27 protein-coding genes are annotated in these 26,025 nt (G+C 71.8%); 9 read left to right on the forward strand and 18 right to left on the reverse strand.

Features of this window, described 5'->3' with window-relative positions:
- The 3 genes from argH to ACFT9I_RS34495 form a co-directional block, all read right to left on the reverse strand.
- The coding region (gene argH, locus ACFT9I_RS34485; protein WP_382571055.1) for an argininosuccinate lyase at positions 1-1,428 on the reverse strand (1,428 nt) is incomplete at its 3' end.
- Between the two features lie 170 nt (positions 1,429-1,598).
- Positions 1,599-2,792 (reverse strand): argininosuccinate synthase, encoded by a 1,194-nt coding sequence (locus ACFT9I_RS34490; RefSeq protein ID WP_382571057.1) that lies wholly within the window; start codon positions 2,790-2,792, stop codon positions 1,599-1,601.
- A gap of 61 nt (positions 2,793-2,853) precedes the next feature.
- Positions 2,854-3,261, reverse strand: coding sequence for a DUF488 domain-containing protein (locus tag ACFT9I_RS34495; RefSeq protein WP_382571059.1), 408 nt, complete (start codon positions 3,259-3,261; stop codon positions 2,854-2,856).
- A gap of 72 nt (positions 3,262-3,333) precedes the next feature.
- Between ACFT9I_RS34495 and ACFT9I_RS34500 the strand changes: the two genes are divergently transcribed.
- Positions 3,334-3,954 carry a pyridoxamine 5'-phosphate oxidase family protein gene (locus ACFT9I_RS34500; RefSeq protein ID WP_382571060.1) on the forward strand — a complete coding sequence of 207 codons (621 nt, stop codon included), beginning with the start codon at positions 3,334-3,336 and terminating at the stop codon, positions 3,952-3,954.
- A 36-nt stretch (positions 3,955-3,990) separates the two neighbouring features.
- Entirely contained in the window at positions 3,991-4,704 is a 714-nt protein-coding gene (locus ACFT9I_RS34505; RefSeq protein WP_382571062.1) for a L,D-transpeptidase, read from the forward strand.
- A gap of 16 nt (positions 4,705-4,720) precedes the next feature.
- Here the strand turns inward: ACFT9I_RS34505 and ACFT9I_RS34510 are convergent, their stop codons facing one another.
- From ACFT9I_RS34510 to ACFT9I_RS34540, 7 genes are all read right to left on the reverse strand, one after another.
- Positions 4,721-5,317, reverse strand: a complete 597-nt coding sequence (locus ACFT9I_RS34510) for an arginine repressor (RefSeq protein ID WP_382571064.1) — start codon at positions 5,315-5,317, stop codon at positions 4,721-4,723.
- 7 nt (positions 5,318-5,324) lie between these two features.
- Entirely contained in the window at positions 5,325-6,545 is a 1,221-nt protein-coding gene (locus tag ACFT9I_RS34515) for an acetylornithine transaminase (protein ID WP_382571066.1), read from the reverse strand.
- A complete protein-coding gene (gene argB, locus ACFT9I_RS34520) occupies positions 6,542-7,459 on the reverse strand; it encodes an acetylglutamate kinase (RefSeq protein WP_382571068.1) in 918 nt (305 codons plus the stop codon). Before argB ends, ACFT9I_RS34515 begins: the two co-directional genes overlap by 4 nt.
- Positions 7,456-8,625, reverse strand: a complete 1,170-nt coding sequence (argJ, locus tag ACFT9I_RS34525; protein WP_382571070.1) for a bifunctional glutamate N-acetyltransferase/amino-acid acetyltransferase ArgJ — start codon at positions 8,623-8,625, stop codon at positions 7,456-7,458. Before argJ ends, argB begins: the two co-directional genes overlap by 4 nt.
- A gap of 40 nt (positions 8,626-8,665) precedes the next feature.
- The gene (gene argC / locus ACFT9I_RS34530) at positions 8,666-9,694 is read right to left on the reverse strand and encodes an N-acetyl-gamma-glutamyl-phosphate reductase (RefSeq protein ID WP_382571072.1); all 1,029 of its coding nucleotides are present in this window, start codon (positions 9,692-9,694) and stop codon (positions 8,666-8,668) included.
- A 196-nt stretch (positions 9,695-9,890) separates the two neighbouring features.
- Entirely contained in the window at positions 9,891-10,394 is a 504-nt protein-coding gene (locus tag ACFT9I_RS34535) for a hypothetical protein (RefSeq protein ID WP_382571074.1), read from the reverse strand.
- Positions 10,395-10,572: 178 nt separating this feature from the next.
- Entirely contained in the window at positions 10,573-13,893 is a 3,321-nt protein-coding gene (locus ACFT9I_RS34540) for a BTAD domain-containing putative transcriptional regulator (RefSeq protein WP_382571075.1), read from the reverse strand.
- Between the two features lie 202 nt (positions 13,894-14,095).
- Between ACFT9I_RS34540 and ACFT9I_RS34545 the strand changes: the two genes are divergently transcribed.
- Positions 14,096-15,658 (forward strand): MFS transporter, encoded by a 1,563-nt coding sequence (locus tag ACFT9I_RS34545; protein WP_382571076.1) that lies wholly within the window; start codon positions 14,096-14,098, stop codon positions 15,656-15,658.
- Here ACFT9I_RS34545 and ACFT9I_RS34550 read toward each other — a convergent pair.
- On the reverse strand, positions 15,591-16,052 hold the full coding sequence (locus tag ACFT9I_RS34550; RefSeq protein WP_382571078.1) for a hypothetical protein: 462 nt from the start codon (positions 16,050-16,052) through the stop codon (positions 15,591-15,593). The two genes, ACFT9I_RS34545 and ACFT9I_RS34550, sit on opposite strands and share 68 nt — an antisense overlap.
- 79 nt (positions 16,053-16,131) lie before the next feature.
- On the opposite strand from ACFT9I_RS34550, the gene ACFT9I_RS34555 reads away from it, so the two are divergent.
- Positions 16,132-16,260, forward strand: a complete 129-nt coding sequence (locus tag ACFT9I_RS34555) for a hypothetical protein (protein ID WP_382571080.1) — start codon at positions 16,132-16,134, stop codon at positions 16,258-16,260.
- Between the two features lie 43 nt (positions 16,261-16,303).
- Positions 16,304-17,686 carry a hypothetical protein gene (locus ACFT9I_RS34560; RefSeq protein ID WP_382571082.1) on the forward strand — a complete coding sequence of 461 codons (1,383 nt, stop codon included), beginning with the start codon at positions 16,304-16,306 and terminating at the stop codon, positions 17,684-17,686.
- Between the two features lie 46 nt (positions 17,687-17,732).
- Here ACFT9I_RS34560 and ACFT9I_RS34565 read toward each other — a convergent pair whose 3' ends face one another.
- Both ACFT9I_RS34565 and ACFT9I_RS34570 read right to left on the reverse strand, forming a co-directional pair.
- On the reverse strand, positions 17,733-17,894 hold the full coding sequence (locus ACFT9I_RS34565; protein WP_382571084.1) for a hypothetical protein: 162 nt from the start codon (positions 17,892-17,894) through the stop codon (positions 17,733-17,735).
- Between the two features lie 19 nt (positions 17,895-17,913).
- Positions 17,914-18,765, reverse strand: a complete 852-nt coding sequence (locus ACFT9I_RS34570) for a helix-turn-helix transcriptional regulator (RefSeq protein WP_382571085.1) — start codon at positions 18,763-18,765, stop codon at positions 17,914-17,916.
- Positions 18,766-18,867: 102 nt separating this feature from the next.
- On the opposite strand from ACFT9I_RS34570, the gene ACFT9I_RS34575 reads away from it, so the two are divergent.
- A complete protein-coding gene (locus ACFT9I_RS34575; RefSeq protein WP_382571087.1) occupies positions 18,868-19,575 on the forward strand; it encodes an SDR family NAD(P)-dependent oxidoreductase in 708 nt (235 codons plus the stop codon).
- A 72-nt stretch (positions 19,576-19,647) separates the two neighbouring features.
- Here ACFT9I_RS34575 and ACFT9I_RS34580 read toward each other — a convergent pair whose 3' ends face one another.
- The 5 genes from ACFT9I_RS34580 to ACFT9I_RS34600 all read right to left on the reverse strand — a co-directional run bounded on the left by ACFT9I_RS34580 (position 19,648) and on the right by ACFT9I_RS34600 (position 23,540).
- Positions 19,648-20,034, reverse strand: a complete 387-nt coding sequence (locus tag ACFT9I_RS34580; RefSeq protein ID WP_382571088.1) for a MerR family transcriptional regulator — start codon at positions 20,032-20,034, stop codon at positions 19,648-19,650.
- Between the two features lie 17 nt (positions 20,035-20,051).
- Positions 20,052-21,077 (reverse strand): MDR family NADP-dependent oxidoreductase, encoded by a 1,026-nt coding sequence (locus ACFT9I_RS34585; RefSeq protein WP_382571090.1) that lies wholly within the window; start codon positions 21,075-21,077, stop codon positions 20,052-20,054.
- A 113-nt stretch (positions 21,078-21,190) separates the two neighbouring features.
- Positions 21,191-21,775 carry an SMI1/KNR4 family protein gene (locus ACFT9I_RS34590; protein WP_382571091.1) on the reverse strand — a complete coding sequence of 195 codons (585 nt, stop codon included), beginning with the start codon at positions 21,773-21,775 and terminating at the stop codon, positions 21,191-21,193.
- Between the two features lie 95 nt (positions 21,776-21,870).
- Positions 21,871-22,896, reverse strand: a complete 1,026-nt coding sequence (locus ACFT9I_RS34595; protein WP_382571116.1) for a GlxA family transcriptional regulator — start codon at positions 22,894-22,896, stop codon at positions 21,871-21,873.
- The gene (locus ACFT9I_RS34600; protein WP_382571093.1) at positions 22,893-23,540 is read right to left on the reverse strand and encodes an HD domain-containing protein; all 648 of its coding nucleotides are present in this window, start codon (positions 23,538-23,540) and stop codon (positions 22,893-22,895) included. The genes ACFT9I_RS34595 and ACFT9I_RS34600 overlap by 4 nt, the downstream gene beginning before the upstream one ends.
- Positions 23,541-23,695: 155 nt before the next feature.
- Here ACFT9I_RS34600 and ACFT9I_RS34605 point away from each other — a divergent pair, with 155 nt between their 5' ends.
- The 3 genes from ACFT9I_RS34605 to ACFT9I_RS34615 all read left to right on the forward strand — a co-directional run bounded on the left by ACFT9I_RS34605 (position 23,696) and on the right by ACFT9I_RS34615 (position 25,990).
- Positions 23,696-24,202: a hypothetical protein gene (locus ACFT9I_RS34605; RefSeq protein ID WP_382571094.1), complete on the forward strand. Its 507-nt coding sequence runs from the start codon at positions 23,696-23,698 to the stop codon at positions 24,200-24,202.
- Positions 24,203-24,323: 121 nt separating this feature from the next.
- A complete protein-coding gene (locus ACFT9I_RS34610; RefSeq protein WP_382571095.1) occupies positions 24,324-24,677 on the forward strand; it encodes a YciI family protein in 354 nt (117 codons plus the stop codon).
- Positions 24,677-25,990: an RNA polymerase sigma factor gene (locus ACFT9I_RS34615; RefSeq protein ID WP_382571097.1), complete on the forward strand. Its 1,314-nt coding sequence runs from the start codon at positions 24,677-24,679 to the stop codon at positions 25,988-25,990. The genes ACFT9I_RS34610 and ACFT9I_RS34615 overlap by 1 nt, the downstream gene beginning before the upstream one ends.
- Positions 25,991-26,025: the final 35 nt, after the last annotated feature.

Genomic DNA, 26,025 nt, shown 5'->3' on the forward strand with positions numbered 1-26,025 from the left:
CTTCTTCGCCGTCGCCCACGCGTGCTGGAGCGCCAGGTCCGTCTTCACCTCGGCGAGCTGGACGGCGACCGCCGAAGGCGCCGTACCGCCGCGCCCGTCACGGGAGGCCAGCGCGCCGGAGACATCGAGGACCGTACGGACCTCCGGCGTCAGATGCTCGGAGATCCCAGCGAACTGTTCGTCCGTCAGCTCGTCCAGCTCGATGCCCTGCTTCTCGCACACCTTGACGCACTCGCCCGCGACCTCGTGCGCGACCCGGAACGGCACACCCTGCCTGACCAGCCACTCGGCGATGTCGGTGGCGAGCGAGAACCCGGCGGGGGCCAGCTCCGCCATCCGCTCCCGGTTGACCGTGAGCGTCGCCATCATGCCGGTGAACGCGGGGAGCAGGACCTCCAGTTGGTCGCAGGAGTCGAAGACCGGCTCCTTGTCCTCCTGGAGATCGCGGTTGTACGCGAGCGGCAGCGCCTTGAGCGTGGCCAGCAGCCCCGTCAGATTGCCGATCAGCCGGCCCGACTTGCCGCGCGCCAGCTCGGCGATGTCCGGGTTCTTCTTCTGCGGCATGATCGACGAGCCGGTGGAGAACGCGTCGTGCAGCGTGACGAAGGAGAACTCCTTCGTGTTCCAGATGATGACCTCTTCGGCGATCCGCGAGAGATTCACCCCGATCATCGCGGTGATGAAGGCGAACTCGGCGGCGAAGTCCCGTGCGGCCGTGCCGTCGATCGAGTTGGCGGCCGAGCCGTGCTCGAAGCCGAGGTCCGCGGCGACCGCCTCCGGGTCGAGACCCAGCGACGAGCCGGCCAGCGCGCCGGAGCCGTACGGCGAGACCGCCGTCCGCTCGTCCCACTGCCGCAGTCGCTCCGCGTCCCGCGACAGGGACTGCACGTGCGCCAGCACATGGTGGGCGAAGAGCACCGGCTGGGCGTGCTGGAGATGCGTACGGCCCGGCATCGCGACGTCCGGGTGCGCCTCGGCGAGTCCGACGAGCGCGTCCTGGAGTTCGGCGATCAGACCGCCGATGATCCGCGCGTGGTCCCGCAGATACATCTTGAAGAGGGTGGCGACCTGGTCGTTACGGGACCGGCCGGCGCGCAGCTTGCCGCCGAGGTCGGCGCCGAGCTGTTCGAGGAGGCCGCGCTCCAGGGCGGTGTGGACGTCCTCGTCGGCGACGGTCCCGGTGAAGGAGCCGTCCGTGACGGCCGCCGCCAGGCGGTCGAGCCCGGCGAGCATCCGGTCCAGCTCCTCCTCGGTAAGGAGGCCGGCCTTGTTGAGCACGCGCGCGTGCGCGCGGGAGCCCGCGATGTCGTACGGCGCGAGGCGCCAGTCGAAGTGCACGGACGCCGACAGCTTGGCCAGGGCCTCGGCGGGGCCGTCGGCGAAACGGCCGCCCCAGAGCCGGACGTCACCGGTGTTGCTGCTGCTCACTGCTGGGTTGCTCCTTGCGTGCGGTCACACTGATGGGCGGGGTGAGGGATTCTCTCCCCTACCCCGCCCCTTCCCGAAATCGGGGCTCCGCCCCGGAGCCCGGTCCTCGAACGCCGGACGGGCTGATCCAGCCGGTGCGCTCGGGCCCGGCCGCGCTACGCCCGGTCGTGCTACGCCTGGTCGCGCTTCGCCGCGATCTTCGCCGAGAGGCCGAACAGCTCGATGAAGCCCTGCGCCTTGGACTGGTCGAACGTGTCGCCCGAGTCGTACGTCGCCAGGTTGAAGTCGTACAGCGACTCCTCCGAGCGCCGGCCCGTGACGACGGCACGGCCGCCGTGCAGCGTCATCCGGATGTCGCCGGTGACATGCTGGTTGGCCTCGTTGATGAAGCCGTCCAGGGCCCGCTTCAGCGGGGAGAACCAGAGACCGTCGTAGACCATCTCGCCCCACCGCTGCTCGACCTGCCGCTTGTAGCGGGCCAGTTCGCGCTCGACGGTGACGTTCTCCAGCTCCTGGTGGGCGGTGATCAGCGCGATCGCGCCCGGGGCCTCGTACACCTCACGGGACTTGATGCCCACGAGCCGGTCCTCGACCATGTCGATCCGGCCGATGCCCTGGCCGCCCGCCCGCTCGTTGAGCTGCTGGATCGCCTGGAGGACCGAGACCGGCTTGCCGTCGATGGCGACCGGGACGCCCTCCTTGAAGGAGATGACGACCTCGTCGGCGTCGCGGTGCTCCGCCGGGTTGGAGGTGTACTCGTAGATGTCCTCGATCGGACCGTTCCAGATGTCCTCCAGGAAGCCCGTCTCGACGGCCCGTCCGAAGACGTTCTGGTCGATGGAGTACGGGGACTTCTTGGTGGTCGCGATCGGGAGGTTCTTCTCCTCGCAGAAGGCGATCGCCTTGTCACGGGTCATCGCGTAGTCGCGCACCGGGGCGATGCACTTCAGCTCGGGGGCGAGGGCGACGATGCCGGCCTCGAAGCGGACCTGGTCGTTGCCCTTGCCGGTGCAGCCGTGGGCGACGGTGTCGGCGCCGTGCTTCTTGGCGGCGGCCACGAGGTGCTTGACGATCGCCGGCCGGGAGATCGCCGAGACCAGCGGGTAGCGGTCCATGTAGAGCGCGTTGGCCTTGATCGCCGGGAGGCAGTACTCCTCGGCGAACTCGTCCTTGGCGTCGGCGACCTCGGCCTCGACGGCACCGCAGGCGAGCGCGCGCTTGCGGATGACGTCCAGGTCCTCGCCGCCCTGACCGACATCCACGGCGACGGCGATGACCTCGGCGCCCGTCTCCTCGGCGATCCAGCCGATGGCGACGGAGGTGTCCAGGCCTCCCGAGTAGGCGAGTACGACGCGCTCGGTCACGGGTTTCTCCTTACGGTGCATACGCTGATGGGTATAACTATGCAGTGCACCGTATGTTTTGTCAACGCGGCCCCTGGGTGGTCCCCCCGGCACTCTCCGTGACCTCCGCCGCCAGCACCAGGGGGTGGCTGTGGGGCAGGTCCTTGGTGGCTGTGAGCAGGGTGAGCGTGCCCTCGGCGGCCAGTGTTCTGAGGCGTTCGAGGGCGTCCGCGGCGGCCGATCCCGGTTCCGCCAGCTCTGCGCGGTAGCGGTCCGCGAACTCCGCGTACCGCGCCGGATCGTGCCCGTACCACTTCCGCAGCTCGGCCGAGGGGGCGGCGTCCTTCAGCCAGTCGTCGAACACGGCGTCGGTCTTGGCGAGCCCGCGCGGCCAGAGCCGGTCGACCAGCAGCCGCGTCCCGTCGTCCGGCCCGGCCGCCTCGTAGACCCGTCGGACCCGTACCTCGTGAGCCTGCTTCTTCTCGGTCATGCGTCCCGTCCCTTGTCCCGTCCCTCGGAAACGTCTCGACGCGCGCGATTGTCGGCGCCGACAATAGGTGCCATGGGAAAGCTCTACGAACGAATCGACGGCCGCATACGTACGTTCATCGAGGAACAGCCCGTCTTCTTCACCGCAACGGCCCCACGCGCCGATGACGGTCATGTCAATGTCTCGCCCAAGGGCCGCTCCGGCACCCTCGTCGTACTGGACGAGTCGACGCTCGCGTATCTCGACTTCGGCGGCAGCGGCGCGGAGACCATCGCGCATCTGCGCGAGAACGGCCGCATCACCCTGATGTGGTGCGCGTTCGACGGCCCGCCGAAGATCCTGCGGGTGCACGGGCGCGGGGAGCCGGTGTTCCGGGACGACCCGCGCTGGGGTGGGTACATCGCGCGCTTCGGGGACGCGGACGGGCCGAGCGCGCGGGCGATCATTCTGGTCAGCGCGGTACGGATCAGCGACTCGTGCGGGTTCGCCGTCCCCTTCATGGAGTACCGGGAGGAGCGCACCCAGCACGCCCAGCACTTCGCCAGGAAGTCGGACGACGAGTTCGCGGCGTACTGCGAGAAGAAGGAGCACGTGGGCGTGAGCCTGGACGGGCTGCCCGCGCTCCCGCTGCCGCTGCCCGCACGGACCAGCCGGCCGAAGTCGCCCGTTCGGCCTAGGGCGGCCCGGACCTGAGAGGCCGTCACCCCGCGACCGGCATACGGTCCGAGCATGCGCACCCTTCTCTCGCTCGGCTCCGTCCTCCTCGCCGTCGTCGCCACCGTCGCGGCCGGCCCCGTCGCGCCCGCCGACACCTCCGTCCCCCTCCCCGAACGGATGGCCGACACCGGCGGCGGCAGTCAGCTGATCACCGCCGAGGCCGCGAGCACCGGCGCGACCACGGGCCGCGTCACCTGGTGGGACCGGCGCGGGGACCGCTGGGTGGCGGCCGGGTCGGCGGACGCGCGGTTCGGGGCCGGCGGCCTGGTCCGGGGCAGCGAGCGCGAGCAGGGCACGTCGACCACACCGACGGGGCTGTACGACCTGCCGTACGCCTTCGGCATCCGGCCCGCCCCGGCGGGGACCCGTTTCGCGTACCGCCCGGTGACCGACCGGTCCTGGTGGTGCCAGGACAACGACTCGCGCGCGTACAACCGCTGGGTCGAGGGCCTGCCGGCCGACTGCCGTGCGGCGGAGGCCGAGCATCTGACCGAGTACGGGGCGCAGTACGCCCGCGCCCTGGTCATCGGCTTCAACTACGACCGGCCCGTGCGCGGCCGGGGCGCCGGGATCTTCCTGCACGTCAACGGCAAGGGCGCGACGGCCGGTTGTGTCTCCGTGCCGGACGACGCGATGAGCCGCATCCTGGCGTGGGCCGACCCCGGGCGCTCACCGCACATCGCGGTGGGCACCGCCTCGGGGCGTACGGCCATCACCAACTACTGACCCGCCCCGGGCGGTGTCAGCTGTCCTTCTGGGCCAGCCGCAGCAGGTGGTCCGCGAGCGCCTGCCCGCCCGCCGGGTCGCGGCTGATCAGCAGCAGCGTGTCGTCACCGGCGATGGTGCCGAGAATGGGCCGGAGTTCGGCCTGGTCGATGGCCGAGGCGAGGAACTGGGCGGCGCCGGGCGGCGTACGGAGCACCACGAGGTTGGCGGAGGCCTCGGCGGAGATGAGCAGTTCGCCGGAGAGACGCCGCATCCGCTCCTCCTTCGCCGACTCGCCGAGCGGGGCGTGCGGGGTTCGGTAGCCGCCCTCGCTGGGGACCGCGTAGATCAGCTCGCCGCCGGTGTTACGGATCTTCACCGCGCCCAGCTCGTCCAGGTCGCGCGAGAGCGTCGCCTGGGTGACGTTCAGACCGTCGTCGGCGAGGAGCTTGGCGAGCTGGCTCTGGCTGCGGACCGGCTGCCGGTTGAGGATGTCCACGATCCGGCGGTGCCGCGCCGTGCGCGTCTGGGGGACGGAGGGGCCGATGTGCTCGGCCGCGCCGCTCGTCCCGGTCGCTCCGTTCCCGCCGTCCGTGTCGATCCCGTTGTGCTCGGGTGCCTGCGCCTCGGTCATCGTCGTCTCATTCCCCGGTTCGTCCGTCCCCGTTGGTCCCGTGCGCGGTGTCGAGGACGCCGGGCAGGGCCCGGAGGAACGTTTCCACATCGTCGTCGCCGATGATCAGCGGAGGCATGAGCCGTACGACGTCGGGAGCGGGCGCGTTCACCAGGAGACCGGCATCCTGAGCCGCCTGCTGCACCTGTGGCGCCAGCGACTCGGTGAGCACGATACCCAGCAGCAGCCCCGCGCCACGGACATGGGAGACCAGCGGGTGTCCGAGCGCCTCGATTCCGTCCCGGAGCTTCTCCCCCAGCCGCTTCACCGTGTCGAGCGCGCCGTCGGCGCCGAGCGTGTCCAGGACCGCGAGTCCGGCGGCGCAGGCGACGGGGTTGCCGCCAAAGGTCGTACCGTGCTGACCCGGCTTGAGCAGGTCCGCCGCCGGGCCGAACGCGAGCGTCGCGGCGAGCGGCAGGCCGCCGCCGAGGCCCTTGGCGAGGGTGACGATGTCGGGCTCGACGCTCTGGTGGGCCTGGTACTCGAACCATTGCCCCGTCCGCCCGATCCCCGTCTGCACCTCGTCCAGCACCAGCAGGGTGCCGGTGGCGCGGGTGATCTCCCTGGCCGCTTCGAGATAGCCCCTGGGCGGGACGACCACGCCGTTCTCCCCCTGGATCGGCTCGATGATCACCAGCGCCGTCTCCTCGGTGACGGCGGCCCTGAGCGCGTCCACGTCCCCGTACGGAACATGCGTGACATCACCGGGCAGCGGCAGGAAGGGCTCCCGCTTGGCCGGCTGTCCGGTGAGCGCGAGCGCGCCCATCGTGCGGCCGTGGAAGCCGCCGTCGGTGGCGACCATGTGGCCGCGGCCGGTGAGCCGGCCGATCTTGAACGCGGCTTCGTTCGCCTCGGCGCCGGAGTTGCAGAAGAAGACACGGCCGGGGCGGTCTGCGAGGTCGATGAGCCGTTCGGCGAGGGCGAGGGGCGGGCCGGCGACGTACAGGTTCGACACATGCCCGAGGGAGGCGATCTGCCGGGAGACCGCGTCGACCACGGCGGGGTGCGCGTGGCCGAGGGCGTTCACGGCGATGCCTGCGACGAAGTCGGTGTACGCGGTGCCGTCGGCGTCCCAGACGGTGGCCCCGGCGCCGCGTACGAGGGAGAGCTTCGGGGTGCCGTAGTTGTCGGCCATCACGTGCTGCCAGCGCCGCGTGAAGTCCTGGTTGCTGTCGCTCTCGTCGGTCATGACGCTCCCCCTTCGGTCGTGTTCTCCCGGCCGTCAGGGACGACCATCGTGCCGATGCCCTCGTCGGTGAAGATCTCCAGCAGGATCGAGTGCTGTACGCGGCCGTCGAGCACGCGGGCGGTGTTGACCCCGTTGCGTACGGCGAACAGACAGCCCTCCATCTTCGGCACCATGCCGCTGGACAGCTCGGGCAGCAGCTTCTCCAGCTCGGTCGCCGTGAGCCTGCTGATCACGTCGTCGTTGTTCGGCCAGTCCTCGTACAGTCCCTCGACGTCGGTGAGGACCATCAGGGTCTCCGCCCCGAGCGCCGCGGCGAGCGCGGCCGCCGCGGTGTCGGCGTTGACGTTGTAGACGTGTCCGTCGTCGGCGCTGCGCGCGATGGAGGAGATGACCGGGATACGGCCGTCGGCGAGCAGCGCCTCGATGGCACCCGGGTCGATCGCGGTGATCTCGCCGACGCGGCCGATGTCGACCAACTCGCCGTCGATACGCGGCCGGTGCCGGGTGGCCGAGATGGTGTGCGCGTCCTCGCCGGTCATGCCGACGGCGAGCGGGCCGTGCTGGTTGAGCAGCCCGACGAGTTCGCGCTGGACCTGGCCGGCGAGCACCATCCGTACGACGTCCATCGCCTCGGGCGTGGTGACCCGCAGCCCGGCCTTGAACTCGCTGACCAGCCCGTGCCGGTCGAGCTGCGCGCTGATCTGGGGGCCGCCGCCGTGCACGACGACCGGCTTGAGCCCAGCCTGGCGCAGGAAGACGACGTCCTGGGCGAAGGCGGCCTTGAGGTCCTCGTCCACCATGGCGTTGCCGCCGAACTTGATGACGACGACCTTGCCGTTGTGGCGGGTCAGCCAGGGCAGCGCCTCGATGAGGATCTGCGCCTTGGGCAGCGCGGTGTGCTTGCGGGCGCTCATGAGCTGTACGCGCTGTTCTCGTGGACGTAGTCGGCGGTGAGGTCGTTGGTCCAGATGACGGCCGACTCGGTGCCGGCGGCGAGGTCGGCGGTGATCCGGACCTCGCGGAAGCGCATGTCGACGAGGTCGCGGTCCTCGCCGACGGAGCCGTTCCTGCAGACCCAGATGTCGTTGATGGCGACGTTGAGCCGGTCCGGGTCGAAGGCGGCGGAGGTCGTGCCGATGGCGGAGAGCACCCGGCCCCAGTTGGGGTCCTCGCCGTGCAGTGCGCACTTGAGGAGGTTGTTACGGGCGATGGAGCGGCCCACCTCGACGGCGTCGTCCTCGGTCGCCGCGTTGATGACCTCGACGCGGATGTCCTTGCTGGCGCCCTCGGCGTCGCCGATGAGCTGGCGGCCGAGGTCGTCGCAGACCGTACGGACGGCTTCCGCGAACTCCTCGTGTCCGGGCGTCACTCGGGAGGCGCCGGAGGCGAGGAGCAGCACGGTGTCGTTGGTGGACATGCAGCCGTCGGAGTCGACCCGGTCGAAGGTGGTGCGGGTGGCGGCGCGCAGGGCCGAGTCGAGGGCGGGGCTGTCGACGTCGGCGTCGGTGGTGAGCACGACGAGCATGGTGGCGAGGCCGGGGGCGAGCATGCCCGCGCCCTTGGCCATACCGCCGACGGTCCAGCCGTCGCCGCCCGCGACGGCCGTCTTGTGGACGCTGTCGGTGGTCTTGATGGCGATGGCGGCCTTCTCGCCGCCGTGCGGGGAGAGTTCGGCGGCGGCCTTCTCGATACCCGGCAGGAGCTTGTCCATCGGGAGGTTGATGCCGATGAGCCCGGTGGAGGCGACGGCGATCTCGCCGGAGCTGTGGCTGTCCGGGGCGGCCTGGTTCAGCACCTCGGCGACCTTCTCGGCGGTGGCGTGGGTGTCCTGGAAGCCCTTGGGGCCCGTACAGGCGTTGGCGCCACCGGAGTTGAGGACGACGGCGGAGATCTGGCCGCCCTTGACGACCTGCTCCGACCAGAGGACGGGGGCGGCCTTGACGCGGTTGGAGGTGAAGACGCCGGCGGCGGCGCGGCGCGGACCGGTGTTGACCACGAGGGCCAGGTCCGGGGTGCCGCTGTCCTTGATCCCGGCGGTGATGCCCGCCGCCGTGAATCCGCCTGCTGCCGTGACGCTCACTGCATCTCCTTGGTCGTCGCTTGTGGGTGGTGGGGCCGGGTCATGGTGCGACGCCGGTGGCCGGGAGGCCGGTCTCCTCGGGCAGCCCGAGGGCGATGTTCATGCTCTGGACCGCGCCGCCGGCCGTGCCCTTGGTGAGGTTGTCGATGGCGCTGATGGCGATGACGCGGCGGGCGTTCTCGTCGAGGACGACCTGGACCTGTACGGCGTTGGAGCCGTACACGGAAGCGGTCGCCGGCCACTGCCCCTCGGGCAGGAGCTGCAGATACGGCTCGTCGGCGTAGGCCTTCTCGTACGCGTCGCGTACGTCCGCAGCCGTGACGTCCGGCTTCGCCTTCGCCGAGCAGGTGGCGAGGATGCCGCGCGACATGGGCGCGAGGGTGGGGGTGAAGGAGACGCTGACGCGCTCCCCCGCCGCCGCGCTGAGGTTCTGGATCATCTCGGGGGTGTGCCGGTGGCCGCCGCCGACGCCGTACGGGCTCATCGAGCCCATGACCTCGGAGCCGAGCAGATGCGGCTTGACGGCCTTGCCCGCGCCGGAGGTGCCGGTGGCGGCGGTGATGACGGCCTCGGGCTCGACCAGCCCCGCGCCGTACGCGGGAAAGAGCGCGAGCGACACGGCCGTCGGGTAGCAGCCGGGCACCGCGACACGCCTGGACCCCTCCAACGCGGCACGGTTGCCCGGCAGTTCGGGAAGGCCGTAGGGCCAGGTGCCGGCGTGGGCGGAGCCGTAGAAGGCCTCCCAGTCTGCGGCGTCCTTCAGCCGGAAGTCCGCGCCCATGTCGACGACGAGAACGTCGTCCCCGAGCTGCTCGGCGACGGCGGCGGACTGCCCGTGCGGCAGCGCGAGAAAGACCACGTCGTGTCCGGCGAGCACGTCGGGGGTGGTCGCCTCCAGGACGCGATCGGCCAGCGGCCCGAGGTGCGGCTGGAGCGCGCCGAGGCGCTGCCCCGCGTTGGAGTTCCCGGTGAGGGCGCCGATCTCTACGCCGGGGTGCCCCAGGAGCAGCCGGAGCACTTCCCCACCGGCGTATCCACTGGCTCCCGCCACCGCTGCACGTACTGCCATCGAAGCCCTCCTCGTCGATGGCATGACTATACGTAGCTTCGCAGCTTTATGCAATGACGTATCGCCGTCGTGTAACAGCGAGATTACGGCAGGTGGGGAGGCGCGCGATGGGCGGGTGGGGGGATGGCTCCGTACCGGGGCGCCGGTGTCGCCGAGGTGGATCCCGAGGCGGATCGCGAGGCGGATCGCGATCCTTTCAGCAGCTCGTAGGCCGCCAGATCTGCACCAGACAGAATTGGTCCTCCCCGCCCAGAGCGGCTTCATGGCCGGCGGGCGTGGCCGGCACGTCGGAACAACCCCGCAGAGGAGAGGTGAAAGGGCCCGTGTCCGGGTTGAACACCCACTGCCACCGCATCCGGTACGTGCCCGGCGACGGCAACACCAGCGGAATCTCCCTGAGCCCGCCGTCGACGGTCTGCAGACCGAGCTCGCCCTCGGGGAGGTCCACCTCGACCTCTTCATGCCCCGCCCACCGACCGGGCGGCAGTGCCGGCGAGGTGGTCCACGACTCCAGACGTATCGCCGTCCTACCCACCTCCGAGGGCACCTGCAGATACACCAGACCCGGGCCTGGAAGCAGCCACTTCGATCTGTCCGCATCGTCGTCGAACGTTTCCGCCCCCATGGTCGTGTCGACCAGCCCGAACAGGCGATAACTCGGGGAGACCGTCGTCTCGCAGGCATCCAGCAACCTACTCAACTGGCACCTCTCTCACCGACAGCCGATAACGCGGGCCCATTGTGCCCCACTGATCATTCCAGGATGAGGTGGTGGCGGGCTCGACTGTGAGGTCAGGCGGCTGCCTCTTCGCCCGTCAGACCCGGGCCTGGAAGCAGCCACTTCTTCCCCCAGCGCGCTGTGCCGGCACCGGGCGGCGCTACCTCGCGGACGCGCCCTCGGCCGGTTCCGGTGGCAGATAGGGCAGGTGGTCCAGGTACGTGTCGGCGTCCGTCGCGGCGCCGTGTGCGAACTCGGCGGCGAACGCCGACCGGCCCAGATCCTTCGTCGCCCGTGCCGTGACGCGGGCGACGTCGTCCTGTTCGCCCTCCGGCAGCGGTGTGCCGACCGAGTGCCGGGCCGTCGACGCGGCGCCCAGCAGTCGCGCGGCCTGATCGGCGCGGCCCGCCAGGGCCTGGGCGCCGGCCAGGCCCTCCAGGGCCAGCGCCAGTGAGCGGGCGTCGCCGGCGGCGTGGGCGGCGGACAGGCCGTCGTGCTGGAGCCGAAGGGCGGTGGTCACCTCGCCCCGCAGCTCGGCGACGAAGCCCAGTTCGGCGAGGATCAGCGCGGGGAGTCCCGGCTCGTAGCCCATCTGCCGGTGCACGTCGAGCACGTTGCGCAGGTGGGCCTCCGCGGTGTCCAGGGCGCCCTCCCGGCGGGCCCCCATCCCCAGCCCGATCTCGGCGTACTGTTCGCCGAACTTGTCCGACTGCTCGACCGCCAGCCGCCTGGCCCGCTCGTGGAACTCCCGGGCCCGCGGGTAGTCGCGGGTCAGCATCGCGATGCGGCCCAGGCCCGACAGTTGGAAGGACACCTCGGGCCACAGCCCGAGGTCCTCGGCCATGCGCAGGCCCTCGCGGTGCAGTCGCGCGGCGAGTTCGTAGTCGCCCATCACCTCGGCCAGCTTCTGCAGGGGCACCATGGCCTGCAACTGGCCCCACTGGTCGCCCAGTTCGCGGAACAGCTCCAGGCTCTGCTCGCCGTGGCGCCGGAGTGTTCCGAACTCCCCTTGCAGCTTGGCGTGGAACGCCCGGCTGGCGAGTGCCGCGGCCGTGCCCCACCCGTCGCCGAGTGAGCGGAACGTCGCGAGCGCGGACTCGATCAGCGTGCGGCTCGGGGCCGGATCGGCGATGCCGTAGAGGTTGGAGGCCAGGAACCAGCGCGCGCGGGCCTGGCCGAGCGGGTCGTCGATCGTCTCGTACGGTCGCAGCGCGGCCCGGTACTCCGTGACGGGGTCCGCGCTGCCGCCGAGCAGCAGGCTCACGCCGCCCAGCCACGCGGTGGCCTTCGCGACCAGGGCGGCGGGGGCGGGGGTTGCTGGGGCGCCGACACCGGTCGACAGGGCCAGGGTGAGGGAGCGCCGGGCCTCGTTGTTGCGCCCTCGCAGGTACCAGTACCAGGTCAGGGCGTTCACCAGGCGCAGCGCGCACTCGGCGTCCCCCGCCTGTACGGCGCTGTCCAGCGCGGCGCGCATGTTCGCGTTCTCGGCATCGAGCCGGCGCAGCCACCGGCGTTGCTCATGACCGCGCAGATGCGGCTCGGCGCGCTCGGCCAGCTCCAGGTAGTAGGCGCGGTGCCCGCGTCGTAGGGTCGCCAACTCACCTGATTCGGCGAGCCGTTCGGCGGCGTACGCGGCGACCGACTCCAGCATCCGGTAGCGGGGGCCTTCCGTGCCGCCCGCCCCGTCGTCGGCCATGACCAGCAGCGAGCTGTCCACCAGCCGGGCCAGGAGGTCGAGAACCTCCGCGCCGTCCAGACCGTCCCCGGCGCAGAGATGCTCCGCCGCGGCGAGCGTGCAGCCGTCGGTGTGCACAGCCAGGCGCCGCAGTACCGCCCGCTCCTGGTCACCGAGGAGCTCCCAGCCCCAGTCGATCACCGCCCGCAGTGTGCGCTGCCGCGCCGGGGCGCCGCGCGAGCCCACCGCCAGCAGACGGAAGCGGTCGTCCAGCCGGGCGGCCAACTCGGTCACACCCAGGGCTCGTACGCGGGTGGCGGCCATCTCCAGCGCCAGCGGAATGCCGTCCAGACGCCGGCAGATCGACACGACCGCGTCGAGGGTGCTCGGGTCGAGGACGAAGCGCGGCGCCGCGGCCGTGGCCCGCGCCACGAAGAGTTCCACCGCGCCGAACCGGCTCGCGTCCGCCGTACTCAGACCCGCCGCCGACTCCGGCCGCCGCAGCGGCGGTACCTCCTCCAGCCACTCCCCGGTGATGCCGAGCGGCATCTGGCTGGTGGCCAGGACGCGGAGGGCCGGGGCCGCCTTCAGCAGCTGCTCGGCCAACTCCGCGGCGGGCGCGGCGACATGCTCGCAGTTGTCGAGAATCAGCAGCGTCGGCCGGTCGCTCAGCGCGTGCGCGACGCGGGCGGCCGACGACAGCGGCACGCCCTTGGGCCGCACGGTGTCGTCCCGGACCCCGATCACCGCGCCGACCAGCTCATTCACCTCGACCCACCGGTCGGCCCCGGCCCGGGGGCCGGTGGGCGCCGGGTCGAGCGCCGCCAGCTCCGCCAGGTGGACGCCGCCGGGGAACGCCGCACCGAGCCGGGCGGCGGTCGCCAGCGCGAGCTGTGTCTTGCCGACTCCGCCGGGCCCGGTGAGCGTCACCAGCCGGTGGGCGCCGAGCAGTCGGCGTACCTCATCGACGGCCTCGCCACGGCCGATCAGTTCGGTCAGCGGGGCCGGTACGTTGCTCGGCGGGCGGGCCGCGGAGGTGGCGGGCGAGGGCGCGGCGGTCAGCGCCGGGTCCTGGGCGAGGATCGCCCGGTGCAGGGCGGTGAGCGTGGGGCCGGGGTCCACCCCCAACTCCTCGGCCAGCCGGGTGCGCAGATCCGTGTAGCCGCGGAGCGCCGCGTCCTGGCGGCCGGACAGATACAGCGCCCGTACGTGCGCGGCACGCATCCGTTCACGTAGCGGATGCAGGCTCACCAGGTCGGTCAACTCGTCGGCGACCAGGGCGTGTTCGCCGAGTTCCAGGCGCGCATCGGCCTGTTCCTCGACGGCGGTGAGCCACTGCTCGTCCAGCCGGGCCGCGGCGGTGCGCGCGAACTCCTCGTCGGCGAAGTCCGCGTACGCGGGACCGCGCCGGACGGCCAGCGCCTCCGCCAGCAGCGCGGCTCGGGCCCGGGGCTCGGCGACCTCCCGCGCGCGGTCGAGCAACTGCTGGAAGTGGTCGGCGTCGACCGCGCCGGGGTCGGCGAGCAGCTCGTACCCCGGCGGGCGCGAGACGACCAGCGACCGCCCGCCCGGCTCGGCGTTCTCCAGCGCCCGCCGCAGCTGCCACACCTTCGTCTGGAGCGCGCCCGGCGGATTGTTCGGGGGCTTCGGGCCCCACAGGTCGTCGACGAGCCGGTCCGCGGAGACGGGGCTGCCCCGGTGCACCAGGAGGTGCGCCAGCAGGGCGCGGACCTTCAGCTCGGGGATCCTGACCGCCGTCCCGTCGGCCGTCCATACCCCGAGCGGACCCAACACCCCGAAACGCATGTGATCAGGCTATCCGACGGGGCCAACTCCCCCACGGCGCCGAACGATCGGGGACCGAGATCTGAATCAGCGGGACCGAGAGGGGCGAAGAGGGGTGAAGAGGGCTGAGGAACGGACCGAGAGCGGATCGAGAGAGGGGCGAGAGCGGCGCGGCGCACCGTACGGCATGGCTCCCCAACTCCGGGGAGAAGGAAGGAAATCCATGTCATCGAACGCCCCCGAGACCGCCCCTGTCCGCAAGGCCGGGTCCCGGGAATGGGTGGGTCTCGCCGTACTGGCCCTGCCCACCCTGCTGATCTCCCTCGACCAGAGCGTGCTGTATCTGGCCCTGCCCCACCTCGCCGAGGGGCTGCGGCCCAGCGGCACGCAGACGCTGTGGATCATGGATGTCTACGGCTTCCTGATCGCCGGCTTCCTCATCACCATGGGCACGCTCGGGGACCGGATCGGCCGCCGCAAGCTGCTGATGATCGGCGCGACTGCCGTCGGCGTCACCTCGGTCGCCGCCGCCTACTCCACCAGCGCGGAGGCCCTGATCGTCACCCGGGGACTGCTCGGCATCGCCGCCGCGACACTCATGCCGTCCACCCTCGCCCTCATCGGCAACATGTTCCACGACCCCTACCAGCGGGGCCGCGCCATCGCGGTGTGGGCCAGTTGCTTCATGGGCGGCACGGCGCTCGGCCCGGTGATCGGCGGCGTGCTGCTGGAGTTCTTCTGGTGGGGCTCGGTGTTCCTGCTCGGTGTGCCCGTCATGGTGCTGCTCCTGATCGTCGCGCCCTTCCTGCTGCCGGAGTACAAGGACGCGAACGCGGGCAGGATCGACCTCCTCAGCGTCGTACTGTCACTGGCGTCGATCCTGTCGATCATCTACGGCCTGAAGGAACTCGCGCGCTACGGCTTCGAGACGGCGCCACTCGTCACGATCGCCGGTGGCCTGGCCGTCGGCGCGGTGTTCGTGTCCCGGCAGAACAAGCTGGCCGATCCACTGCTGGACCTGAAGCTGTTCAAGGTCGGCGCGTTCAGCGCGGCGCTGATGATCCTGACGGTGTCGATGCTCGGTACCGGTGGTGGCTACCTCTTCATCACCGGGTTTCTCCAGATGGTCGAGGGTTTCTCGCCGATGGAGGCGGGTCTGTGGATGGTGCCCGCGGCCGTCGCTTCGATCGTCGCGGCGCAGGTGGCGCCGGTCCTCGCCAAGCGGCACCCGCTCGGCGTCGTTGTCGGGGTGGCCCTGCTCATCGGCATGGCGGGCTATCTGATGCTCGTCCTCGTCGACCCGGTCGGCGGGATTCCGCTGCTGGTGGCCGGCTTCGTGATCGTGTTCGTCGGCGTCGGCACCTTCGGGTCGCTCAGCACCAATCTGGTCATCGGGTCCGTCCCCCCGGAACGGGGCGGCTCGGCGGCGGCGCTCTCCTCCATCAGCGGCGACCTGGGCAACGCCCTGGGCATCGCCACGCTGGGCAGCCTCGGTACCGCCGTCTACCGCGACTCGATCGTGGTGCCCGACGGCACCCCGTCGGGCGCGGCCGACGCCGCCGAGGGCAGCATGGAGGACGCCGTCACGGCCGCGCGGGACCTGCCGCCCGAGCCCGCCGAGGGCCTGCTGGCAGCCGCCGGGGAGGCATACACCAGCGGGCTGAACACGATCGGTGCCGCCTGTGCCGTCATCGCCGCGATCAGCGCGACGATCGCGCTCACCATGCTGCGCGGGAGCCGTGGGGCCGTACCGTCGGGCGACGAAGCATCAACCGCGCGGCCATAGGGTCACGGCCGTGTCCGGCCGCTCTCCCTCCAGCCGGACCGGACCGGACCGACGAGTACACCGTGCTCACCGGACGGATCTGACGAAGACCACGGCCACCGCGCCGACGAACGGGGCGGCGACCTGTGGCGCCGGCGATGTTGAGCAGGCCCATGTCCTTGCCCGCGTCCCCGGTGTGCGGCAGGACTTTGGTCATCAGTGCCAGGTCGACGGCCATGAACATGCCGAACCCGGCGCCGTTGACGACGCTGAACGCGACCATGCCGTCGACGGACCTCCAGAGCATCGGAATCATGAGCGAGACCGCGACGACGGCGTTGACCACCAACTGGAAGCCCATGATGGCCGGTACGTCCGCGGGGTCGACCTTGATGTACTCCAGGAGGATGTACATGGTGTACGAGGACACGCTGACGTAGCCGGCAGCGACGACGAGGACGGGCGTGTCTTCGCAATAGCGAAGATCGCCGAACGTGTCGACCGCCCCGCACTCGCAGGTCGTCGACGACCTGCTTCGCAGCCTCGACAACCTCGACCTGATCGTCCCGGCCGCACAGCCCGACCCTGCCGCCGACCCGCGCTCCTCGCGCGGTGGCGTATAGGTTTCACCGGGCCTACCGGGCGGACAAGTTGGAGGCGGGGACATTGACGACCCATCACGCGGTCGACGGGCTGGCCGGCAATCCGGCGGCGCCTGCCGGCGTACTGCTGCGGCTGCTGGCGCTGAACGACCGCTGGATCACGCAACGGATCTCGTGGCGCCAGAAGCTGCCCGACGAGGTGGCCGAGGCCATGCTCACCCACCCCGACCGCCGGGTGCGCCACAGCATCGCCGAGAGCTGGACGGTCGACCCCGAGCTGCGCGCACGGCTTCTCGACGGCCCCGTGTCGGACGCCATCGTGGTCGCCTGCGGCCCGAGGCCGTACGGAATCGCGGTGCCGCCGCTGCCGGACCGGGCGTACGAGCGACTGCTGACCCATGAACGCGGCAATGTGCGGTACGAGACCCTCGACTCCGCCGGCGTGCCCGAGCACGTTCTGATTCCGCTCGCCGGGCACCCGGACCCGCTGTTCCGGCTGGCGGCCTGCCGTCGTGTCTGGCACGCGCTCGCCGACGAGGTGCGCGCCTCGCTCCTCGGCGACGCGGACCCGGAGGTGCGCCGGGCCGCCTCGCTGTGGGTGATGCACGAGGACGAGGAGCGTACGACCGAACTCGTCGAAGCCCTCGCGGGCACATGGCAGTTGGGGGAGGTGATGGAGCGCGGCAAGCTCGGGCGGGCCGTGGCCGAGCGGCTGCTGGCCGGGGGAATACGGCTCCCGTGGCTCGCGCGCAACCCCACCCTCCCCGCCGATCTCGCGTCCCCGCTCGCTCACCACGAGGATCCCGAGGTGCGGCTGGCGTTCTCCGCCCGCCCCGAGTTGTCGGAGGAGGAACGCGGCGCGGTCGACTGGAAGATCGGCCCCGAGGACCGGTTGGACACGCTGCGGTGGGTCTGGGACGCGCGTGAGGACCCGGACGTCCTGCGCCGGTGCGCGACGTCCGCGCACCCATGGCTGCGGCGCAGTGCCGCCGTATGTCGGGAACTGCCCGAGGACTGCGTCGAACTGCTCGCGGGCGACGAGGACTTCGCCGTACGGCTGCTGCTCGCCGAGCGCCACCCGAAGGCACCGGCGGAGCTGCTGCTCGATCTGTATCTGCACGGTACGCACCGGGCCGTCGCCATGCTGGTCGCCAAGCCGCAGTTCCCCCTGGCCGGCCTCGCGGCGCGTTTCGGGGAGGCGACGGACCCGGAGGCCCGCGCGCTGGCCCTGCGTGATCCGACGGCGACGCCCGAACTCGTGGAACGGCTGAGCCGGGACCCGGAGAAGAGAGTGCGGGAGGCGGCCGCGCGGGACGTGCGGCTGCCGGTGGGGCGCGTGGTGGAACTGCTGGAGGATCCGGACGTGGGGTCGGCCGCGGCCGTCAATCCGGTGCTGCCGGTCGCGGTGATGACGGCGCTGCTGGACAGGGCGGGTGTGCCGGGGTGAGTCCGGGCGGCCGACGGTGCCCTCAGCCGGTCGGTCCGTCAGTCGGTCACTCGCTCAGCGCCGGCGGCTCCCGCGCCAACTCCCGCGCCAACTCCCGTGCCACCAGGTCGGGGTGAGGCGTTGCGTCGCGGGGGGAGCCGGGGACGACGCGGCGCGGCGAGAAGGCGATGTCGTCACGGGTCGTCGGCCCCGGTCGGGCCTGCCCCACCCGCGTCACCCCACCAGCGTCACCCCACCAGCGTCTGGGTGCCGAGCACCATCAGCAGCGCGAGGCGTTCGGCGTCCTCGGTGCCGGGCTCGGCCGTGTAGATCATGACGCGCAGATCGCTCGTCGCCACGGTGAGTACGTCGCAGTCCAGCGTCACGGGGCCCACCTGCGGATGGTCGATGGTCTTGCGCGCGGCCTCGTGATGACCGACGGCGCCGGAGTCCCACAGCTCCGCGAACCGGTCACTGTCCGCGCGCAGTTCCGCGACCAGCCGACGCAGCCGCTGGTCGGCCGGGTAGCGGCCGACGGCAGTACGCACGTCGGCGACCAGCGCGGTCTCGAACAGGCGCAGGGACTCGGGCGTGTGCCGTGCCCGGGTGCCGGGGCCGAGGAAATGCCGCCACACGCTGTTGCGCCGGTTGCCGCGCCGGCCGGAGGGATCGCCCATCAAGGCCGCGTACGGCGGATTGGCCGTGAGCAGCGTCAGGGACGCGTCGTACACCGCGACGGGTGTCCCGGCGAGTCTGTCGAGCATGCGCTGGACGCTCGGGGTGATGTACGCGGGTACGGTCCGCGGCCCCGGCGGCGCCAGCCCGGCCAGCCGGAACAGGTGCTCGCGTTCGGCTCCCGCCAGCCGCAGCGCCCTGGCCAAGGCCTCGACGACCTGGGTCGAGGGGTTGGCCGCGCGGCCCTGTTCGAGGCGGGTGACGTAGTCGACGGAGATACCGGCCAGCATGGCCAGCTCCTCACGCCGCAGTCCCGGCGCGCGCCGGTGCCCGCCGGTGGCCAGCCCGGCGGCCTCCGGCGCGACCCGGTCGCGCCACCGGCGTACCGCCTGTCCGAATTCCGAGTCCGTCTCCGCCTCTCCCATGCGCCCCAGTGTGCGCCCCGGGCCGCGGGCCGTCCTGGTACCGGCAGTCCCAGGAAAACCGGACGGCTGGCTGACCACACCGGTCTGTCGCAAGGTGGAGGCATGACAACAACACTGATCACCGGAGCGAACAAAGGACTGGGCCACGAGACCGCTCGACGGCTCGTCGCCGCGGGCCACACCGTCTACGTGGGCAGCCGGGACCCGGAGCGGGGCCGCCGGGCCGCCGAGCAGCTGGGCGCGCGGCTAGTCGTCCTCGACGTCACCGACGATGCGTCCGTCGCCGCCGCGGCGAAGACCGTCGAGGCGGCCGGCGGTCTGGACGTACTGATCAACAACGCCGGCATCGAGGGGCGGGGACCGGGCGGGAAGGTGTACGGCGCGGCGGAGGTGACCGGCGACGCGATGCGGACGTTGTTCGAGACGAACGTCTTCGGCGTGGTCCGGGTCACCCACGCGTTCCTGCCACTGCTGGAGGCGTCGGCCAACCCGGTCGTGGTCAACGTCAGCAGCAGCGTGGGTTCCCTGGCCATGGTGTCCGAGACGGGCACGCCGCAGTCCCAGTATCCGGCCGTCGCCTATCCGACGTCCAAGACGGCGGTCAACATGATCACGGTGAAGTTCGCCAAGGCGTTCCCGCATTTCCGGGTCAACGCGGTGGAGCCGGGCTACACGGCGACGGACCTGAACGGGAACACGGGCACGCAGACGGTCGAAGAGGGCGCGGAGATCATCGTCAAGATGGCCCAGGTGGGCCCCGACGGCCCGACGGGCGGCTTCTTCGACGTGTCGGGCCCCCAGCCCTGGTGAGAGCAGGCCCGTGGCCCCACCGTCGCCTGTCCGCCCGTGAGACCGTCGCGAGGACGAGGCCGTCGCGACCTGTTACGCCGTGGGTGTCGCGGGCTGACGGCCTGCCTCCCGCGCGAGTCGTTCCCGCAACCGCGTCAGCCGCGCGATCTCCGCGTCGAGTGCCGCGAGCCTGCGGTTCACGACGGCGGACGTGGCCGCCCCGGGTTCGGTGGAGCCGCAGGGCCGCGGTGGATCCTGGGCGAGCAGGTACAGCCGGTCGGTAAAAGCGCGGAGGTCTTCGACCGTGAGGCCGAGGGCGAGCAGTTCGCGGATGACGCGGACGCGGGCCACCTCGTCGGGCCCGTAGTCCCGTTGACCGGAGGCCGTACGGACAGGGGGCGCCAGCAGGCCGCGTTCCTCGTAGAAGCGCAGGGCTCTGGGCGTCGTGCCCGCCGCTGCCGCCGCGTCACCGATCCGCACCTCGACTCCCGTCCGTGTCAGAGTTCCACCACGACCGCGCCGAAGTGGCGCCCCTTGATGAGACCCTCCAACGCCTCCGGCGCGCGCTCTATGCCCGCGATCCGGTCGTGGGGAAAGGTGATCTCGCCCGCGCGCAGCCACTCGGCGAACCGCTCGACCCACTCCCCCTCCACCTCGGGGTGGTCCGCGCCGCTGTATCCGCCCAGGGAGATGCCTCTCACGACGAGGCGGAAGGCGTCGATCTCCACCGGTGCGCTGCCGCCCCGCCGGTCGGCCGACAGTTGGCCCGACAACGCGCCGACCAGCGCGAACCGCGCCCCTTGCCGCGCCGCGCCGAGCGCCGCCACCAGTTGCTCGCCGCCGACGGTGTCCAGCAGGACGTCGATCCCGTCCGGCGCCGCCTCGGTGAGCTGCTCCGCGAAGGGTGCCGCGCCGCGCAGGAGGACGGCGTCGTAACCGAGTTCGCGCACCAGCCGCTCCGCCTTCTCCGGCGAGCCCGTGCTCCCGATGACCCGACCGGCGCCCAGCAGCCGGGCGATCTGTCCGGCGAGGGTGCCCACCGCGCCCGCCGCGCCGGTGACGAGGACGGTGTCGCCCGGTGAGATCTCGGCGAGGCGCGTCAGCGCTCCGTAACCCGACGAGCCCTGCGCGAGGTACGCCGCCGGGTCGGGCAACGCGCCGTCCAGCGCGGCGCATTCGGTGGCCGGCACCAAGGCGTACTCCCGCCAGCCGAGGAGGTGGGAGACCTGGTCGCCCGGCCGCAGCGGACTGTCGGCCGGCGCGGCGACGACCGCGCCGACGGCCGGCCCGAACAGCGTGTCACCGGCGCGCAGGGCCGGCAGCGGGACGCCGTCGACCTCGCCGCCGATCAGTGTGCGGAGGCCGGGAAAGACCAGGAAGTGCTGGTTCCTGACCAGGACTTGGCCCGGCCCCGGGCTGGGCAGCGGTGTCTCCGTGACGGTGAGGTGCCGCGTGTCCGGCAGCCCGTCGGGTACGGCGGTGAGCCGGATCTCGCGGCTGGTGGTGGGCAGGTGTGTCGTCATGTCCGGGCTCCTGGGCGTCGTCCGAGGCGGGCAGCGGCGGCGGAGCGGGACACGCTCGCCGCCGGATCGCCGGGACGCTAACCCCTGACGCGCACGTCAGGGTCAAGCCATGGTCACCGGGTCGCCGGGTCACCGGAGGGGACGAGCCCCTCGACGAATGACCGGAAGTCCGTCGCGAGGGCGAGTTCCGTCTCGTCGTCCGCGTCGAACCAGGTGACCGACGGCTCGCCCCGCGGACCGCACTGCCGGTAGTCGAGCCCGATCCACCAGTGGCCCTCGCCCGCGATGAGCACGATCGGTGACGGCAGTTCCCACTCCGCCACGAGATACGGGGTGTCGAGTACGGACAGCGGGGCGACGGATCCCGCCGCCGTGCCGGTCGCGTCGGTCGTGCCGGTCGCGTCGGTCGTGCCGGTCGCGTCGGTCGTGCCGGTCGTGCCGGTCGTGCCGGTCGTGGGAAGACGTCCGATGCCCATCAACTCGGCGAACAGCTCACCTGTGGGCAGCGCGTTCCACGCGGGCGCCACCGCACCGCCGTTGTGCAGGCGAAGCAGGTCGAGCAGGGTCGCGGGGAGCGTGACGCCGAGTACGCGCTCCGCCTCCGCCACCAACTCGTCGGTGAGGGGCGGCTGTTCGCCGTCCCGGTCTCCACCGTTGCTGTCCCAGAACGCCGTTCTGACCTCGTCGTATCGCGCCACGGCCGGGATCCTACGCCCCGCCGTCGGCCGTGGAGGTACGCCAGTACGTACAGCGCCATCCCTGAAGGGGATTGTCGACGGGATCGAGGCCCAGCTCACCCCCTGATGGGCGCGGCGGGCGCCGTCGTACGGAATCGGGCCCGGTAGGCGGTCGGGGCGATGCCGAAGGCCTGCTGGAAGACGCGGCGCATCGTCTCGGACGAGCCGAAGCCGGCCGCCTCAGCCACCGTGTCCACGGAGTCGTCGCCCGATTCGAGGAGAGCCTGGGCTGCTTCCAGCCGTACGGATTCCAGATACTGGCCGGGCGTCCTTCCGGTCTCGCTCCGGAAGAGCCTGCTGAGGTGGCGGGCGCTGACGCCGGCACTGTCTGCCAGGGAGTCCAGGCTGTGCGGGGTGGCGGGGTCGGCGCCGACGGCGTCCATCACCCTCCGTACCACCGGGTGCCTCGCCGTACGCGGCGCCAGGCGTGCGCTGAACTGCGACTGCCCGCCGGGGCGGGCCATGAAGACCACCAGCTCGCGTGCGACATCGCGCGCCACGTCGGCGCCGTGGTCGTCCTCGACCAGGGAGAGCGCGAGATCGATACCGGCGGTGACACCGGCGGACGTGACGACGTCACCGTCCCGCACGAATACCGGGTCCGTCTCGACGCGCACCCGTGGGTACGCGGTGGCGAGCTGCGCCGCCAGCCGCCAGTGCGTCGCCGCGCGCCGACCGTCCAGCGCGCCCGTCTCCGCCAGGACGAACGCGCCGGCGCACACCGAGGTGATCCGCCGTGAGCGCCCCAGCAGTTCGCCGACGAACGCGACGAGCCGCCGGTCGGCGACCGCTCGCCGCCAGTCGCTCCGGCCGGGCACGACGAGCGTGTGCAGCCGGGCGGGCAGCGTCTGCGGCCCGCCGTCCACGCCGACGCGCAACCCCGACGACGTCCTCACGTCCGCACCGTCCGGGGACACGATCCGTACGTCGTACCGCGCGCCGAACATGTTGGCCGTGGTGAACACCTCGGCCGGGCCCGTCACGTCGAGGAGCTGCACCCCGTCGAAGGCGACCACGGCCACCACGGCGGGAGCGACGGCGGGCCCGGCGGCGGGCCCGGCGGCGGGCCCGGCGGCGGTCATTCGGGCCACGGGGAGTCCAGGATCGTCCGCACGAAGTCGCCGCGCTCGAAGCCGGGCACGTAGTGGGCGAGTACATCGGCCTTGACGTTGCCGAACGTGGTCTCCGGCTTGTGCCGGACACCGTCCGTGAACGCGCCGAGAATGCGCTGCTTGAAGCCGGGGCGCGGGTGCAGCGCCACGATGTCGGCCCGGTCGGCCTCGCCGATGTCGTGGTAGCCGATACCGAGGACGTCGTACTCGACACCCGCCGTCACCAGCGCCACCTCCGGCTCCATGAACTCGGGCACGCCCGGGGTCGTGTGCAGGGCGATGGCGGTCCACACGCGCCGGACGCTGTCCTCCGGCACGTGGTGCGCCTGCAGGAAGCGGCGCGCCTCGTCGGCGCTGTCCACCTCGAAGCGCCGCCCGCTGCCGTGGAAGGGCTCGCCCAGGCCCAGATCGTGGAACATGGCCCCGATGTAGAGGAGTTCGGGGTCGAAACCGAGGTCCCGGTTGCGCCCCTGGAGGCTGCCGAAGAAGTAGACGCGGCGCGAGTGGTCGTAGATCAGCTCGCTCACGGTGTCGCGTACGAGCTCGGTCGCCGCCCGCGCGAGCTTCGTGTCCGGCACGGGCACGCCCGCCGGTACGGAGAGGTCGCCTGTCATGGTCATCACCTGGGCCTTCCGGTTGCTGGTCCTCGTCCTCCCCAGTCTCCTGAGCGACGGACCGGTGTGCCATGTCCACAGGGCCGTATGACCCACGGATACGGACATCCGTGCCGCCGTACGGTGGGGATGGACCGGAAGGGTCGGGAGTCGGGATGGGGAATATTTTTCACGGGGGCGGCGACACGGACCTCGACATGTCCAACGGCGGCACGGCCGTCTTCGTCGACGCCATGATGCTGGCCATCTCCGATCTGGTCGACGAGCCCTGGGACTACCGCTTCGCGGCCCTGCTGGCACTCCAGGACCAGAACGTCGTCGGAAGGGGCGCCGTCGGGTTCGATCTCGCGGACATCGACTGGGGCGCGACACCGGCCGAACGCGCTCACGCGAAGGACTTCGTGCTGCGGACGACCGATCTGGCACTGGCCCGGCACCGCTGGGAGGAACTGGACTACGAGGCGCCGTACGCGGAGCGCTGTCTGCGGCGGTTCAGGGACCTGGTCGAGGCGTACGAGCCCGCCCCGTCGCCGGACGCATCGCGCGACGGGCGCTTTCCCGGCCCGGCCGAGGCGGCGATGGCGTCGTGTGTGCGGCACCGGATCCTGAACGCGCTGCCGCACTGGGAGGGCTGTGTCCGCTGCTCCGAGGAGTGGGGCTGAGAAATATCGGTTCGGTTCTCCTCCGCGTGTCGATCCGGGCCGGGGCCGTTCGTATGGACGGTGAGAGGTCGGCCGGACGGTGAGAGGCCGGCACGACACCGACACCGAGGAGGAACCAGAAATGAAGCAGTATCTGCTCAGCGTGATCCAGCCCGTCGGGGAGCCGCCCGCCCCCGAGGTACTGGCCGAGATCACCCGCGATCTTGAAGCCTTCCACGAGGAGCTGAAGGCCGCCGACGCCTGGGTCTTCGCCGGTGGGCTGCACTCGCCGAGCACCGCCACCGTCGTACGGGCGGAGGGCGGCGACGTGCTCGTGACCGACGGGCCGTACACCGAGAGCAAGGAGTACCTCGGCGGAATCTGCATCGTCCGGGCGCCCGATCTGGACGCGGCGCTCGAATGGGGCGCCAAGGCCACGCGGGCGACGACGCTCCCCATCGAGGTGCGGCCGTTCTTCGGCGAGACCGACAGCTGATGCCGGATTCCCCGGACGACTCGCCGGACGTCTCGCCGGACGTCTCCTCGAACGACTCCCCGGCGACGGACGCGCTCTCCCGGTCCGAGATCGGACGCGTCTTCCGTAAGGAGTACGGCCGGGCGGTGTCCGTCCTGGTCCGCGTCTTCGGCGACATCGACGTCGCCGAGGAGGCGGTCCAGGACGCGTTCGCCACGGCGGTACAGCGCTGGCCCGCCACCGGACCGCCGCCGAGCCCGGCCGGCTGGATCATCACCACGGCGCGCAACAAGGCCGTCGACCGGCTCCGCCGGGAAGCCTCCCGCGCGGACCGATACGCGCAGGCCGCGCTCCTGTACGCCCCCGACGAACCGGCGGAGGAGGGCCCCGTGCGCGACGACCGGCTCCGGTTGATCTTCACCTGCTGCCATCCCGCGCTCGCCCCCGCCGCCCGCGTCGCCCTGACCCTGCGGCTCCTGGGCGGGCTCACCACCGCCGAGATCGCCCACGCCTTCCTGGTACCCGAACCGACCATGGCGCAGCGGCTCGTACGCGCCAAGGGCAAGATCCGCGACGCCGGGATCCCGTACCGGATCCCGCGCGACGCCGACCTCCCCGACCGCCTCAAGGCGGTCCTGTCCGTCGTCTATCTGATCTTCAACGAGGGCTATACGGCCAGCTCGGGCGACCGGCTCGTACGTGACGACCTCTGTAAGGAGGCCGTCCGCCTCGGCCGGCTGCTGGTCGACCTGATGCCGGACGAGCCGGAGGCCAGGGGGCTGCTCGCGCTCATGCTGCTCATCGAGTCGCGCCGGGCCGCCCGCACCACCGCCGACGGCGGCGGCCTCGTCCTCCTCTCCGACCAGGACCGCGGCCGCTGGGACCGCGAGCTCGTCGCCGAGGGCCGGGCCCTGGTACGGCAGTGTCTGCGGCGCGACCGGCCGGGCCCATACCAGATCCAGGCGGCGGTCAACGCCGTGCACAGCGACGCGCCGACCGCCGCGGCCACGGACTGGCGGCAGATCCACCGGCTGTACGACCAGCTCCTCGCCCTGGCTCCGAGCCCTGTCGTCGCGCTCAACCGCGCGGTCGCCGTGGCCGAGGTCGACGGCCCCGAAGCCGCCCTGGCGCTCGTGGAAGGCCTCGCGGCGGAGCTGGACGGCTACCACGCGTTCCACGCCGTCCGCGCCGATCTGCTCGGGCGCCTCGGCCGTCGTACGGAGGCGGTGGCGGCGTACGAGGCGGCCGCCGCCCGGACGGAGAACGCCGCCGAGCGCGACTTCCTGCGACGCCGGGCCGCCGGACACCGGGGCGGTCCGGCGCACCCGGGGTGAGCGCTTGACTTCGAGGACACTCCAATACGTACCGT

This window comes from Streptomyces sp. NPDC057137, assembly GCF_042670825.1.
Classification (GTDB): domain Bacteria; phylum Actinomycetota; class Actinomycetes; order Streptomycetales; family Streptomycetaceae; genus Streptomyces.